The sequence below is a fragment of the Amycolatopsis sp. NPDC005232 genome (assembly GCF_040607795.1).
In the GTDB taxonomy this organism is placed as follows: Bacteria; Actinomycetota; Actinomycetes; order Mycobacteriales; family Pseudonocardiaceae; genus Amycolatopsis.
In genome coordinates, this window is sequence record NZ_JBEXHL010000004.1 from 149,833 (window position 1) to 163,509 (window position 13,677).

General features: G+C 71.0%; 15 protein-coding genes. 8 read left to right on the forward strand and 7 right to left on the reverse strand.

What is annotated here, in order from left to right:
* Positions 1-42: 42 nt before the first annotated feature.
* From purU to ABZU76_RS10170, 5 genes are all read right to left on the reverse strand, one after another.
* Complete coding sequence (gene purU / locus ABZU76_RS10150) at positions 43-915, reverse strand: formyltetrahydrofolate deformylase (protein WP_354867056.1); 873 nt, start codon at positions 913-915, stop codon at positions 43-45.
* A gap of 15 nt (positions 916-930) precedes the next feature.
* Positions 931-1,533, reverse strand: coding sequence for a maleylpyruvate isomerase N-terminal domain-containing protein (locus tag ABZU76_RS10155; protein ID WP_354867614.1), 603 nt, complete (start codon positions 1,531-1,533; stop codon positions 931-933).
* Positions 1,436-2,224: a DedA family protein gene (locus tag ABZU76_RS10160; protein WP_354867058.1), complete on the reverse strand. Its 789-nt coding sequence runs from the start codon at positions 2,222-2,224 to the stop codon at positions 1,436-1,438. The genes ABZU76_RS10155 and ABZU76_RS10160 overlap by 98 nt, the downstream gene beginning before the upstream one ends.
* 135 nt (positions 2,225-2,359) lie before the next feature.
* Positions 2,360-3,160, reverse strand: a complete 801-nt coding sequence (locus tag ABZU76_RS10165) for a class I SAM-dependent methyltransferase (protein ID WP_354867060.1) — start codon at positions 3,158-3,160, stop codon at positions 2,360-2,362.
* Positions 3,139-3,651, reverse strand: a complete 513-nt coding sequence (locus ABZU76_RS10170; RefSeq protein WP_354867062.1) for a DUF2505 domain-containing protein — start codon at positions 3,649-3,651, stop codon at positions 3,139-3,141. Before ABZU76_RS10170 ends, ABZU76_RS10165 begins: the two co-directional genes overlap by 22 nt.
* 25 nt (positions 3,652-3,676) lie before the next feature.
* On the opposite strand from ABZU76_RS10170, the gene ABZU76_RS10175 reads away from it, so the two are divergent.
* From ABZU76_RS10175 to ABZU76_RS10205, 7 genes are all read left to right on the forward strand, one after another.
* The gene (locus ABZU76_RS10175; protein ID WP_354867064.1) at positions 3,677-4,747 is read left to right on the forward strand and encodes a UDP-N-acetylmuramate dehydrogenase; all 1,071 of its coding nucleotides are present in this window, start codon (positions 3,677-3,679) and stop codon (positions 4,745-4,747) included.
* A 188-nt stretch (positions 4,748-4,935) separates the two neighbouring features.
* The gene (locus ABZU76_RS10180; protein WP_354867066.1) at positions 4,936-6,108 is read left to right on the forward strand and encodes an Ig-like domain-containing protein; all 1,173 of its coding nucleotides are present in this window, start codon (positions 4,936-4,938) and stop codon (positions 6,106-6,108) included.
* A gap of 21 nt (positions 6,109-6,129) precedes the next feature.
* Positions 6,130-6,951 carry an alpha/beta hydrolase gene (locus ABZU76_RS10185; RefSeq protein WP_354867068.1) on the forward strand — a complete coding sequence of 274 codons (822 nt, stop codon included), beginning with the start codon at positions 6,130-6,132 and terminating at the stop codon, positions 6,949-6,951.
* 22 nt (positions 6,952-6,973) lie between these two features.
* The gene (gene mshA, locus ABZU76_RS10190) at positions 6,974-8,281 is read left to right on the forward strand and encodes a D-inositol-3-phosphate glycosyltransferase (RefSeq protein WP_354867070.1); all 1,308 of its coding nucleotides are present in this window, start codon (positions 6,974-6,976) and stop codon (positions 8,279-8,281) included.
* The gene (locus ABZU76_RS10195; RefSeq protein ID WP_220245921.1) at positions 8,278-8,790 is read left to right on the forward strand and encodes a YbjN domain-containing protein; all 513 of its coding nucleotides are present in this window, start codon (positions 8,278-8,280) and stop codon (positions 8,788-8,790) included. The genes mshA and ABZU76_RS10195 overlap by 4 nt, the downstream gene beginning before the upstream one ends.
* 65 nt (positions 8,791-8,855) lie before the next feature.
* Positions 8,856-9,794: a DUF4349 domain-containing protein gene (locus ABZU76_RS10200; protein WP_354867073.1), complete on the forward strand. Its 939-nt coding sequence runs from the start codon at positions 8,856-8,858 to the stop codon at positions 9,792-9,794.
* Between the two features lie 433 nt (positions 9,795-10,227).
* Positions 10,228-10,977 (forward strand): phosphoglyceromutase, encoded by a 750-nt coding sequence (locus tag ABZU76_RS10205; RefSeq protein WP_354867075.1) that lies wholly within the window; start codon positions 10,228-10,230, stop codon positions 10,975-10,977.
* 72 nt (positions 10,978-11,049) lie between these two features.
* On the opposite strand, the gene ABZU76_RS10210 is transcribed toward ABZU76_RS10205, so the two are convergent.
* Entirely contained in the window at positions 11,050-11,955 is a 906-nt protein-coding gene (locus ABZU76_RS10210) for a hypothetical protein (protein WP_354867077.1), read from the reverse strand.
* A complete protein-coding gene (locus ABZU76_RS10215; protein ID WP_354867079.1) occupies positions 11,952-12,599 on the reverse strand; it encodes a DNA-binding response regulator in 648 nt (215 codons plus the stop codon). Before ABZU76_RS10215 ends, ABZU76_RS10210 begins: the two co-directional genes overlap by 4 nt.
* A gap of 100 nt (positions 12,600-12,699) precedes the next feature.
* Between ABZU76_RS10215 and ABZU76_RS10220 the strand changes: the two genes are divergently transcribed.
* Positions 12,700-13,584: an aldo/keto reductase gene (locus ABZU76_RS10220; protein ID WP_354867081.1), complete on the forward strand. Its 885-nt coding sequence runs from the start codon at positions 12,700-12,702 to the stop codon at positions 13,582-13,584.
* Positions 13,585-13,677: the final 93 nt, after the last annotated feature.

Genomic DNA, 13,677 nt, shown 5'->3' on the forward strand with positions numbered 1-13,677 from the left:
GGACGCAACCAACGCCACATTGGGGTGGTCGGGGTGCCGCGCTCAGAACACCATCGTTCGGTTGCCGTGCACCAGCACGCGGCCCTCGAGGTGCCAGCGCAGGCCGCGCGCCAGCGTCACCTTCTCGATGTCGCGGCCCTTGCGCACGAGGTCGTCGACGGAGTCGCCGTGGTCCACGCGGATCACGTCCTGCTCGATGATCGGGCCGGCGTCGAGGTCGGCCGTCACGTAGTGGCAGGTCGCGCCGATCAGCTTCACCCCGCGGATGTGCGCCTGGTGGTACGGCCGCGCCCCGATGAACGACGGCAGGAAGCTGTGGTGGATGTTGATCGCCCGCCCGGCCCACTCGTCGCACAGGTCGGCCGGCAGCACCTGCATGAAACGCGCCAGCACCACGGCGTGCGGGTCGTACTCGTCGACGAGCTTGCGCACCTGGGCGAACGCCTCGGCCTTCCCGTCGGCCGGGAAAGGCACGTGGTAGAAGGGAATCCCGTGCGCCCGCGTGATGTCCGCGAGCGACGCGTGGTTGCCGATCACCGCCGCGATGTCCACGTCGAGCTCCCCGGACGCGACGCGGCCCAGCAGGTCGTACAGGCAGTGCCCGGCCTTCGAAACGAGCACGACGGCGCGCGGGCGCTCACCCGTATCGCGAACCTGCCAGCTCGACTCGGCCGACAGCTCCTCCGCGACGGCCGTGAACCGCTCCCGCAACCCGTCGGCGTCGAACGGCAGCGACTCCGCCAGCACCACCTGGCGCGTGAAGAACCAGCCCGAGTCCGGGTCGGTGTGGTACGCCGCCTCCACGATCATCCCGCCGTGGTCGGCGAGGAAGCCCGAGATGCGGGCGATGATGCCGGTGCGGTCGGGGCAGCCGAAGGTGAGCACGTAACGCTGGGGATCAGGCACGCCCACCATTCTCGCCGGTGCTGGTCAGGGCGCCGCGAGGGGCTCCAGGAGTGCGACGTGGCCCACCATCCGCGCGGCGTGGGGGCGGCCCCAGAGGGCGCGGTAGACGTCGTCGGGTGAGCCGGTGACAGTCAGGTCCGCGGCGCCGCTCGACTCGACCGCCGGAGTCTCGCCGGGACGAAGAACCACCGTCCACGCACGGTCTCCGGCTTCGATCCGCACGACGCCGTCCCGATGAGCGGCCCGGCGGGGAACGAAGAACGTCAGGAACTCATCGATCCCGTCCACCGCGAACACGTCCGCGTACCGCGTGGCCGGCGGCTCGGGCAGGGCGCTCTCCGCGTCCAGCCGGTGGATCGCCGTCTCGTGGGCCAGGCGCCGGGCCCAGCGGCCGACGGTCAGCAGTCCGCCGCCGGGGAACGGCGACCGCACCGGGGTATCGGCAGGCAGCCGGAGGGCTTCGCGGACGGCGAGGCGCTGGCCGTCCCACCGGCCGAGCGCGTCGGCCCAGTCGGTGGGTGGCGCGGGCTCAGTGGGTCGGTCCGTGATCGCCGCGACCGTGGACGAGAGCACTGTCGTCAGGTGCGTCACCAGGTCGTGCATCGTCCACTTCGGACAGTTGCGCAGGCGCGCCGACGGGCCCGCTGTCAGGGCCGCCGCCTTCAGCCGGTCGGCGTGGATGTCGATCGCCTCGGTCAGGTGCATCGCTCGACCGTAGTCGCCGCAAGCGCAGGCGCCGCCCGAACTCGATGAGGGTGACCAGGCCGAGCCCGAGGATGAACGACAGGAGCAGACCCTTCACCGGCTCGTCGGCGAACGTCGAGCCGCCGGCCAGGCCGATCAGCACGCTGTAGACCGCCCACACGGCGGCGCCGGCCGCGTCGAGCGGCATGAAGCGGCGCAGCGGGTAGCCAAGGCTGCCTGTGGCCAGCGCGCTCGCCACGCGGCCCCCCGGCAGGTAGCGCGCGGCGATGATCAGCAACGGCGCTTGCCGCCGCACCTGCTCGCGCGCCCATTCGTAGCGCTCCCGCCCCGCCGGCCCGCGCTGCAGACGCGCGAGCGCCCGCGGCCCGGCCGCCCGGCCCACCGTGTACCCCAGGCAGTCGCCGGCCCACGCCCCGGTCGCCGCGACGAGCGCGAGCAACGCCAGCCGCTCCGGGTCGGGCCCGAGCAGCACCGCGACCGTCACCACGGTCGTCTCGCTGGGCATGAACGGCAGCAGCGCGTCCAGCCCCGCGACGGCGAACACGAGCACCCAGAGCCACGGCGAACCCAGCGCGCCGCGCAGCAGGTCGGTGACGTGTTGAAGCAGTTCCACCTGCCTATCGTGATCACCGCAGGTCACCACCGGGTGACACCGCGGGGGTGGGTCGGTGAACAGGTGGGATTCGTACCCGGACGACGCATTCGTACCCGCACTGATCAGCCCAGTCGGGCACTGTCCGTAGTCATTTCAGAGCGGGTTCACACTTTCCCACGGCACCGTCAGCTCCCCGAGCCGCCAGCGCTCCGGCCGGCCGAGCAACGGCCAGCCCCGGGCTTGCAGCATTCCCACCGCCGACACCCACCGCGCCCGCACCCCGAACGACCGGTGCGGCGCCGCGGCGGCCCAGCAGTCGTCCAAAGCGGACAGGAACGCGTGCACCGGCTGGCCGGGAACGTTGCGGTGGATGAGAACCTTGGGCAGTCGTTCGGCCACAATGGACGGACGTTCCAGGCCCGCGAGCCGCATCGACACCGTCAGCGAAACCGGGCCGGCCTCGCCCACGACGACCCACGAGGCCAGCCGCCCGATCTCGTCGCAGGTGCCCTCGACGATCAGCCCCTCGTCGGGCATCGCGTCGAGCATCACCTTCCACGCGCCGGCGACTTCGTGCTCGGCGTACTGGCGCAGCACGTTGAACGCCCGCACCACCATCGGCCGCGCGCCGGCCAGCTCGAAGCCGCCGCGGCGGAAGTCCAGCCACGGAGGGTCAGCGGCGCGGCGCGCGAACGCCACTCGCTCCGGATCGATCTCCAGCCCGAGCACCCGGACGTCGGAGCGGACCCGGCGTAGCCAGCGCAGGAGCTCGATGGTCGTGACGGGTGACGCGCCGTAGCCGAGGTCGACCACGAGCGGGTCGGGCGTTCGCCGCAACAGCCGCGTCACCGCGGGGTCGTTCGCGAGCCAGCGATCGACTCTGCGTAACCGATTGGGATTGGTGGTGCCCCTCGTCGGGGCGCCCACCGGGCTCAGGCGTGCTCGGCCAGCCACGACGTGGTGAAGTCGGCTTCGTGGGCCAAGAGGTTCGTCACCTGCTGGGCCACGAACTCCTCGATCTTTCCGCCGAACAGCGGGATCCGCACCGTCACCTCGCCGGACGTCCGGAACTCCACGCGCTCACCACGCGGCGTCAGGAATGTCTGCGCACCGATCTCGCCCGGCACGCCGCTCACGCTGACGTCGACCTTGCCCGCGTACGCGTCGCCGGAGCGCTGCCACACCTGCTTGCGGTGCACGATGATGTCGCCCCGGTGCAGGGCCTGCACGGCCTGGGGCAGGCGCTGCGCGGCGATGCCGTGCTGCAGTTCGTAGCGCACGACGTCGCCGGAGGTGTCTTTGGTGACAGAGTGCGAGAGCAGCGCCGCGTTGTCGCCGCCCAGCTCCTTCAGGCGCGCCCGCAGCGCGTCCTCACCGGACACGGCGGCCAGCACGGCCGCGAGTCCGGCGGAGAACTCGGCACGGTGCTCGATCCGGGATCCCATGGGCCGGACAGTACCGTTAGGCAGCGTGAACCCCGTCGAAACGCCCGCGCCGCCGCGCCTCGCCGAGTACACGACGCTGCGCCTCGGAGGACCCGCGCGCCGGTTCGTGCGGGCCACGACCAGCGACGATCTCGTCGCCGCCGTGCGCGGGGCCGACGCCGCCGGCGAACGCGTGCTGCTCCTCGGCGGCGGTTCGAACCTCGTGGTGGCCGACGGCGGTTTCCCCGGCACGCTCATCCAGGTCGCGAACACCGGCTGGACTGGGGCCGGCGACACCGACGACGTCATCGAGGCGGCCGCGGGGCAGGAGTGGGACTCGTTCGTCGCCGGGCTCGTCGAGGCGGGCATCGGCGGGCTCGAGTGCCTGTCCGGGATCCCGGGTTCCGTCGGCGCGACGCCGATCCAGAACGTCGGCGCGTACGGCTGCGAGGTCGCCGAGTCCATCGTCTCGATCGAGCTCTACGACCGCGTCGCGCGCGAGGTGCGCACGGTCAAGGCCGACGAACTCGGCTTCGCCTACCGCACCAGTGCGCTCAAGGGCACCGACAGCGGCGTGGTGCTCAGCGTCCGCTTCCGTGTCGACCCGGCCGGCGAGTCCGCGCCCATCCGCTACGCCGAGCTCGCCCGCACGCTCGATGTCGAGATCGGCGCGAAAGTCCCCACCGCCGCCGCGCGCTCCGCGGTTCTGGGCCTGCGCCGCGGCAAGGGCATGGTCCTCGACGCAGCCGACCACGACACGTGGAGCGCCGGCTCGTTCTTCACGAACCCGATCGTCCCTCCGTCCGACGTCGAGGCCGTGCTCGCGCGGATCACCGCCGTCGTCGGCCCGGACGTCGCCGTGCCCCAGTACCCGGCCGACGGCGGCGTGAAGCTCTCCGCTGCGTGGTTGATCGAGCGCGCCGGCTTCGCCAAGGGCCACCCCGGCCCCGGCGGCCGCGCCTCGCTGTCGACGAAACACACGCTCGCCCTGACCAACCGTGGCACCGCCACGACCACCGACCTGCTCAGCCTGGCCCGCGAAGTCCGCGACGGCGTGCGTGACCGCTTCGGCGTGACGCTGCACCCGGAACCGCTGCTGATCGCCTGCTCGTTCTGATCCCGTCACAACGCTGTCACCAGCGGAACCACCCGGTGGATGAAACGTCTTGTCGACATGACACGGGCCCCACTCACTGGGTGAACCCGGCGTCGGCAGGTAACGTCGAGTCGCTCACCAGCGCTGACAGCGTGGAAGCATCCGCCGGTGCGGGGGCCGGCGTTGTCCAAAAGGGGAGGTTCACGGGGATGGAACGGCGCACGGTGTTCAAGGCGGTGCTCGCCGCGGGGGCGGGGGCGCTCGCGGCCGCATGTTCGACCACCACGAATGGCACGGCGCTGCCGCTCGGCGGGAGCCGGGAGGACGGCGGCAAGCCCGTGGACGCGGTGGCGAAAATCACTGCCACGCCGGCCGTCGACGCGAAGGACGCGGACGTCCGCGAGCCCGTGGTCGTCAAGGTGACCGACGGCAAGCTCAGCGAGGTGAAGGTCACCAACTCCGACGGCGACGCCGTCAAGGGTGACCTCTCAGCCGACGGCCTCACCTGGAAGAGCTCCGAATCGCTCGGCTACGGCAAGACCTACACCTACGCCGCCAAGGCCACCGGCACCGACAACCGGCCCGTGGAGCTCAAGGGCTCCTTCGCGACGGTCACCCCGGCCAAGCAGCTGCGCGCCACGCTCAACCCGGCCGACGACGCCCACGTGGGTGTCGCGATGCCGATCAGCGTGAAGTTCAAGGAAGCGCCGAAGGACCGCGCGGCAGTGGAGAAGGCGCTGAAGGTGAAGACGGACGTCGAGGGCTCGTGGGGCTGGCTCTCGGCCACGCAGGTCGACTGGCGGCCGAAGGAGTACTGGCCCGAGAACACGACCGTGGAGGTCGAGGCCAACCTCTACGGCGTCGACCTCGGCAACGGCGCCTACGGCAAGGCCGACGTCACGACCAAGTTCAAGATCGGCCGCAACCAGGTCGTGAAGGTGAACACCCCCGACCACGAGATGAAGGTCTACCGCGGCGGCTCCGTGTACAAGAGCTACCCGTGCGCCAACGGCCTCGACTCCGATGTGAATCGCAACACGCCCAACGGCACGTTCATCGTGATGTCGAAGGAACCCATGGCGGTGTTCGACAACGCCCGCTACGGCTACACGAACGTCAACAAGAAGTGGGCCTGCCGCATCTCCAACCACGGCGAGTACATCCACGAAAACCAGGACAACGCCGCCAACATCGGCAAGACCAACAACTCCCACGGCTGCGTCAACCTGCTGGAAGCCGACGCGAAGGAGTACTTCGACTCCGCGCTCATCGGCGACCCGGTCGAGGTGACCGGTTCGCAGCTGTCCAGCCCCACCGGCTCCGACGTCAAGGACTGGTTCTACGACTGGTCCACCTGGAAGACGCTGTCGGCGGCCAAGTGAAGCGTGCTACGAAATGACGTCGTGAACACCGAAGTGGTCGGTACCTCCGGCGTGCGCATCGCGTTGCGCGTCGAGGGTGCCCAGAACTCGCGTCCGATCGTCTTCGTGCACGGCTGGGCCCAGTCGTCGCGCGCGTGGGCGGCCCAGCTGGCCGACCCGGCGCTCACGGAGCGGTTCCGCCTGGTGGCGATGGACCTGCGGGGCCACGGTGCGTCCGACGTCCCGGCGGCCGGCTACGACGACCCGCGCCAGTGGGCCGACGACCTCGCCGCCGTGCTCGACTTCGCGGGCCCCGACGCGATCGTCGTCGGCTGGTCTTACGGTGGGCTCGTGATCGCCGACTACCTGCGGGTGCACGGAACGGCACGGCTGGCCGGGATCGTGCTCGTCGGAGCCATCACGGAGATCGGCCGCGGCCGCGAAGGCGGTAAGACCGGATCGGTCATACGGGCCGCGCTGCCCGCGGCGCTCTCGGATGATCCCGAGGTCGCCGTGCCCGCGCTGGTCGAGTTCACCCGGGCCCAGGCGAACGCCTCGGTGCCCGGGACGTTCGCGCAAGCCCTGCTCGGGATGTCGTTGGCGGTGCCGCCGGCCGTGCGCGCGGCGCTGTTCAAGCGCGACGTGGAGAGCGCTGAAGTGCTGGCCAAGGTCGACAAACCGGTGCTGGTCGTGCACGGCACGGCCGACCGCGTGGTCGATCCGTCGGCAGCGGAATATTCGGCCGGGAAGATTCCGGGGGCCGTTCTGCGTTGGTTCGTTGATGCGGGGCATCTGCCGTTCGTCGAGGACGCGGGGGAGTTCAACTCCGCGCTGCGGCGGTTCTCCGGGGAAACAGCCGAGTAGCGCACACAGGAGTAGTGACCAGGTGACCATCTCCTCTCTGTCGGGGTTCCGCGCTGCGCCGCGTCGCATCGCGGTGCTGTCCGTGCACACCTCGCCGCTCGAACAGCCGGGCACCGGCGACGCGGGCGGCATGAACGTGTACGTGCGCGAGACCGCCACTGAGATGGCGCGCCGCGGCGTCGAGGTCGAGGTGTTCACCCGTGCGACCTCGTCGGACCAGCCGCCGCTGGTCGAGCTGGCGCCGGGCGTGACGGTGCGGCACGTGCAGGCCGGCCCGTTCGAGCCGCTGGGCCGCGACGAGCTGCCCGCGCAGCTGTGCGCGTTCACCTCGGGTGTGCTGCGGGCCGAGGCGTTCCACGAGCCCGGCTACTACGACCTCATCCACTCGCACTACTGGCTCTCGGGCCAGGTCGGCTGGCTCGCGCGCGACCGCTGGGGCGTGCCGCTGGTCCACACCGCCCACACGCTGGCGAAGGTCAAGAACTCGCTGCTCGCCGACGGCGACAAGCCCGAGCCGCGCACGCGCGTGATGGGCGAGGACCAGGTGGTGGCCGAGGCCGACTGCCTGGTCGCCAACACGCAGGTCGAGGCCCGCCAGCTCGTGGACCTCTACGGCGCCGACCCGCACGCGGTGCACGCCGTGCCGCCGGGTGTCGACCTCGACCGCTTCACGCCCGGTTCGCAGGCGCTGGCGCGCGACGCGTTCGGGCTGCCGCGGGACGCCGTGGTGCTGGCGTTCGCGGGCCGGATCCAGCCGTTGAAAGCGCCGGACGTGCTGCTGCGCGCGGCCGCCGAGCTGCTGACCCAGCGGCCGGCGCTGCGCTCGAAGCTCGTGGTGCTCGTGGTCGGGGGGCCGTCGGGCACCGGGCTGGAGCAGCCGCAGGCGCTCAAGGAACTGGCGTGGACGCTCGGCATCCAGGAGCAGGTGCGGTTCCTGCCGCCGCAGCCGGGGCAGAAGCTCGTGGACGTGTTCCGCGCGGCCGACGTGGTCGCCGTGCCGAGCTACAACGAGTCGTTCGGGCTCGTGGCGCTGGAGGCGCAGGCCTGCGGCACGCCCGTGGTGGCCGCCGAGGTCGGCGGGCTGCCGGTCGCGGTGCCGCACGGTGTGTCGGGACTGCTCGTGCCTTCGCACACGGCCACCGACTGGGCCGACGCGCTGGCGGCCGTCGCGCTGCGTCCGGAACGCCGGCGTGAGCTCGGCGCCAACGCCGTGCTGCACGCCCACCGCTTCTCCTGGAGCCGCACCACGGACTCGCTGCTGGAGATCTATGCTCAGGCGACCAAGGCGTTCCGCGGAGCGCTCGAAGTGCGGGCGGAGGTGGCCGTGTGAGCCTGGACGCGACGATCAAGTCCACTTTGGACGCTGCCGAGCTCAAGTACGACCGGCGTGGCGAAGGAAAGTACTTCGTGACTTTGCCGGGCACGAAGAAGCTCCAGACCAACTGCTGGCTCGTGGACGGCGACCACGCGTTCTCCGTGGAGGCGTTCGTGTGCCGCCGCCCGGACGAGGCGCACGAGCAGGTGTACCGCTTTCTGTTGCAGCGCAACGCCCGGCTCTACGGCGTGCACTACACAGTGGACAGTATCGGCGACATCTACCTCGTCGGGCGCTTCGGCAAGGAGACCGTGACCGACGCCGAGCTGGACAAGATCCTCGGGCAGGTGCTCGAAGCCGCCGACGGTGACTTCAACACGTTGCTGGAGATCGGGTTCGCGTCGTCGATCAAGCGCGAGTGGGACTGGCGCGTGTCGCGCGGGGAGTCGCTGGCGAACCTCCAGGCGTTCAAGCACCTCGTGGCGCCCGAGAAGCCGCACGAGCCGGGCTTGACCGAGTCGTGACTCGGGCCGTGCAACGCCGTTGACGCCGGGGTCCGTCCGTCTGCCACCCGAGTGGAGGAGGACGGATGAGAACTCGATGGAGATGGATGCTGGCCGGCGCCGGGTTGCTGGTGGCGCTGGCGGGGTGCACGGCGAACGAGCCGAGCTCGACGGAGGCCGACAGCGGGGTGGCGGCCGGGCGCGCGGCTGTGCCCCAACAGGGACTGCCTCAGCAGGGCGTGGCGCAACCCGGTGTGCCGCAGCAGGGCCTGACCACGAAGGGCCCGGTTCCGCCGGCGGTGGGGGCCGCGGGGACCACCGACCGCAAACTCGCCCGGAGCGCGCGACTGGACCTCTCGACCCCGAAGCTCGACGACGTCGTCTCGCGGGCGCGGGTGATCGCGGCCGGAGCCGGCGGGTACACGGGCCAGGAGAGCACGCTGGAGTCGTCCGCGACCCTGAGCCTCGCCGTGCCCGCCGAAAAGCTCGACGGGGTGCTCGACCAGCTCGCGGGGCTCGGCAAGGTCACCAAGCGGGAGCTGAGCTCCCAGGACGTCACCGCCCAGGTGGTCGACGTGGACGCGCGCCTGGCGACGCAGCGCGCGAGCGTCGACCGGATCCGGGCGTTGCTGGCGAAGGCGACGTCGATCTCCGAGATCGCGAGTGTGGAGAGTGAGCTCACCAACCGCGAAGCCGCGCTCGAGTCACTCGAACAGCAGCAGAAGGCGCTCGCGGGGAGTGTCGCGATGGCGACAGTGGCACTGTCCGTGACGGCCGAGGTCGTAACCGGTCCCGGGCAGACATCCGATGACTTGCCCGGCTTCCTCGCGGGGCTCGCCGGTGGCTGGGACGCGTTCCTGACCGTCGGTGGTGGCTTCCTGACGGCGCTGGGGGCGATCGCGCCGTTCGCCGTGGTGCTCGGGATCCCGGCCGGGGCGGTGTGGTGGTGGGTGCGCAAGCGGCGCCGTTCGCGGCCGGTCGGTGACACGGCAGACGCGGCTGTCCCCGCCGGACCTGCGGGATAACGGGAAAGGCGGGACGGCTCGAGGGAGGGGGGAGTCGCGATCTCGAGCCGCCCCGCTGAAGTTCCCGCCGATCAAGGACCCGGTGACGAGGGGGATGCCAACGGGGCCGGCGGGCCGCGGCTCGGCAGGGGGGAGACGAGCCGCGGTCATAGCCCGCCGTCAGCCGGGGAGTGCGTGGAATCCGGCTGAGCGGGACATGCCAAACCTGTCAGATGTCCACCTGTAATCACAAGACTACTCGTTACTCCATTCGTGTGAACTTCGCGAGGCGGGATAACAGCGCGCAGCACATTGCACCCTTTTCGCGGCTTGTTGACGGGCTGACTTCTGTTCGGGTGAAGGTGTTACTATGGGGTAACACACTCTCTGTAGAACGTCGTTCAAGCGGGACTCACCAGTCACGAACCTGGTCCGCTCTGGCAGGCTGTGGGCCATGGCCGAACTTGGGACGCTGGTGCTGCTGCGTCACGGACAGAGCACGTGGAACGCGGAAAACCTGTTCACCGGGTGGGTGGACGTGCCGCTTTCGGAGACGGGCGAGCGCGAGGCTCGCCAGGGTGGCCAGCTGCTGGCCGAGGCGGAGCTGCTGCCGGACGTGGTGCACACGTCGCTGCTGCGCCGCGCGATCGGCACGGCGAACATCGCCCTCGACGCCGCCGACCGGCACTGGATCCCCGTCAAGCGCGACTGGCGGCTCAACGAGCGCCACTACGGTGCGCTGCAGGGCAAGAACAAGAAGCAGACGCTGGAGGAGTTCGGCGAGGAGCAGTTCATGCTCTGGCGCCGCTCCTACGACACCCCGCCGCCCGCCATCGACCCGGCCGACGAGTTCAGCCAGGCCGGCGACCCGCGCTACGCCGACCTCGGCGACAACGCGCCCCTGACCGAATGCCTCAAGGACGTCGTCGAGCGCCTCCTGCCGTATTGGGAGTCCGCGATCGTCCCCGACCTTCGCGCGGGCAAGAACGTCCTGGTCGCCGCGCACGGCAACTCGCTGCGCGCGCTCGTGAAGCACCTCGACGGCATCTCCGACACGGACATCGCGGCTCTCAACATCCCCACCGGCATCCCCCTGCGCTACGACCTCACCGACGACCTCCAGCCCATCAAGCCGGGCGGCCTGTACCTCGACCCGGAGGCGGCGGAGGAAGCCGCTGCCGCGGTGGCGAACCAGGGTCGCTGAGCCTTACCCAGTCACGGACGAAGGGCCACTGCGCGAGCTGCGCGGTGGCCCTTCGGCGTAGTCGGGAGCGGCTCAGGCAGCGTTCAGCGGGTCGATCGCCGACACCTTCCAGCCGCCGTCCGGTTGGCGGGCCAGGGTGAGGCGGACGGGGATGGTGCGGTCCTGTGGGCCGCCCTGTTGCTGGGTCGAGACGACGGCGTCGAGGAGGACCGTGGCGGTCTTGCCGTCCGCGGAGGCCGACGACACGGCGGCCGCGGACTGGGGGTTGAAGGAAGCCTTGGCGCCGCTGCTTTTCATGCTGTCGACGGTGGTCTGGCGGGTCGCGCGGAACTGTGTGAGGAGCGGGTCGACGGCGACGCTCTCGTAGCCGTCGTACACGGCGTCGGCGTTCTGGGCGTCGACGGTCAGCAGCACCGAGCCGGCGTGCCGGGCGGCGGCGAGGGCGGAGTCGCGGGTGACGGCAGGGCGCGGGGCGCCCGGGTCGGCCGCCGGGCCGAGGGTGCCGCGCGGGTTGAGGTTCAGGTCGCTGACGCGCCAGTGGTCGCCGGCCGGTGCGGCGGTCACGAGGACCACCGCGAGCGCCGCGTTGGTCTTGCCGTCGGGGGCCTGGCTCTGCTGCTTGATCGCGGCGAGCACCGTGGCCCCGCCCGGCGACAGCGCGGCGACGCCCGAATCGATCACGTGCGTCTGCGTCTTCACCGGAGTGGTCTTGATCTGTGCGAAGGTCTGGTCGAACTGCGTGCGGGCGTTGCCGGTGAAGTACTCCTGCTCGTTCTTCGCGACCGCGGCCGTGTCGGTGGAGTCGAAGCTGAACACGGTCTCCATGGCCTTCTTGATCCCCGCGGACGCGTCGCTCGTGGCCTTCGCGTCCACGTAGGCCAGGTTGGCGGGCTGCGGCGGAACCGCGGCCTTCCCGCCCACCGCCGAGCTGCACCCGGCAGCGAACAGGGCGAGCAACACCACGACACCACGCTTCACAGCAGACCGGCCTCCTTCGCGCGCGCCCCGGCCTGGAACCGCGACGTCGCCCCCAACGCTGCCATCAGCTCCGCGACGTAGCGCCGGTAGGTCCGCAGGCCGACGCCCATCGTGCGCGCCGCGGTCTCGTCGGTGCAGCCCGACAGCAGCAAGTCGAGCAGCCGCGGCGTGTGGCGGCGCAGCTCGGCGTAGCGCGTTTCGAACGCCGCGAGGTCCGTCGACGACCGCCACGCGGCCTCGAACAGCGACGAGATCCCGTTGACGAGGTCGGGTCGCGAAAGGACGGTGTAGCTGCGCCCGTCCGGCGTGACCTCGGCGGCGAGGATCGCGAGGCGCCCGTCGAGGATGATCGTCTCGTTGATCTCGCGCTCGGTGATCCGGATCTGCGCGCCGACCTTTCGCAGGAGGCGCAGGTGCTCGACGCTCGCCTCGTCCAGCAGCACGCTCGGCACGTAGATCTTGCGTGCCCGCCGGCCCTGCAGGTCGGGCACCGGGGGCACACCGGTGCCCGGGCGCGAAGCCGCCCAGGTGAAGAGGGTGTTCGCGGCGCACGCGATGTCCGTGGCGCTGCCGAACAGGTGGGCGGTGCGGTCGAACAGCTCGCGTTCGCCGCGCACGGTCACGACGTCGTCGACTCGAGTCACGCACTCCAGTGTCACCTCGTGGAGCGACCGCGGCCACTGCCGGGTGGCAGCTTCCTGCCAATCCGGGCGACGCGAAAGCCGCCGGGTCACGCTGGAAGTCATGACCCAGACAGCACTTCCCGCCGCGGCCGCCGGCACGTGGCAGCTCGGCTCCCTGACCGTCAACCGCCTCGGCTTTGGCGCCATGCGGCTCGTCCCGTTCACGGGCGGCACCAGCGCCGACCGCGAGCGCGCCCTCACCGTCCTGCGCCGCGCGCTCGAGCTCGGCGTGAACCACATCGACACGGCGGCGTTCTACTTCACGCCGGAGTTCTCCTCCAACGAGATGATCAACGCGGCCCTTTCGCCGTACGCCGACGACCTGGTCCTGACCACGAAGGTCGGCCCCGGCCGCGACCCGTCCGGCGAGTTCCTGCCCTTCGCGCGGCCCGACCAGCTGCGCGGCCAGGTCGAGGAGAACCTGCGCCAGCTCGCGCGCGACCACATCGATGTGGTCAACCTGCGCATCGGCACGGGCCTCGGCCGCGGCACGGGCTCCATCGCCGAGCACTTCGGCGCGCTGGCCGAGCTGCGGGAGGCCGGCCTCATCCGCGAGCTGGGCATCTCCAACGTCGGCCCGGAGCACCTCACGGAGGCACTGGCGATCGCGCCCGTGGTCTGCGTGCAGAACCAGTACGGCCTCACCGCGGTCCGCGAGGACGACGAGCTGCTGCGCCTGTGCGGTGAGCACGGCGTGGCGTTCGTGCCGTGGTTCGCCGTCGCGAGTGGACAAACCGACGAAACGGGCGTCGAAGAGCGCGTGGCGACGGTCGCGAAACGCCACGACGCCACCTCGGCCCAGGTCCGTCTCGCGTGGACACTCGCGCAAGGTGATCACGTGCTCGCGATCCCGGGTACGGGCAACCCGGACCATCTGGCACAGAACGTCGCCGCCGCGCAGCTGCGCCTGACGGCCGGCGATCTTGCCGAGCTCGACGGAGCGTGAACATTTGTCCGCAAGATCTCGGCAGGGTGAACGGGGCCTGACACCAGGGCGAACTTGTCCCCTGTAGGTGTCACGCGCCTCACGACCGGGCTT

Bases quoted from the DNA above. Each gene is read 5' to 3' on its own strand.
- purU (WP_354867056.1), bottom strand. From the start codon at position 915: ATGGTGGGCGTGCCTGATCCCCAGCGTTACGTGCTCACCTTCGGCTGC.
- ABZU76_RS10200 (WP_354867073.1), top strand. From the start codon at position 8,856: ATGAGAACTCGATGGAGATGGATGCTGGCCGGCGCCGGGTTGCTGGTG.
- ABZU76_RS10205 (WP_354867075.1), top strand. From the start codon at position 10,228: ATGGCCGAACTTGGGACGCTGGTGCTGCTGCGTCACGGACAGAGCACG.
- ABZU76_RS10180 (WP_354867066.1), top strand. From the start codon at position 4,936: ATGGAACGGCGCACGGTGTTCAAGGCGGTGCTCGCCGCGGGGGCGGGG.
- ABZU76_RS10170 (WP_354867062.1), bottom strand. From the start codon at position 3,651: ATGGGATCCCGGATCGAGCACCGTGCCGAGTTCTCCGCCGGACTCGCG.
- ABZU76_RS10220 (WP_354867081.1), top strand. From the start codon at position 12,700: ATGACCCAGACAGCACTTCCCGCCGCGGCCGCCGGCACGTGGCAGCTC.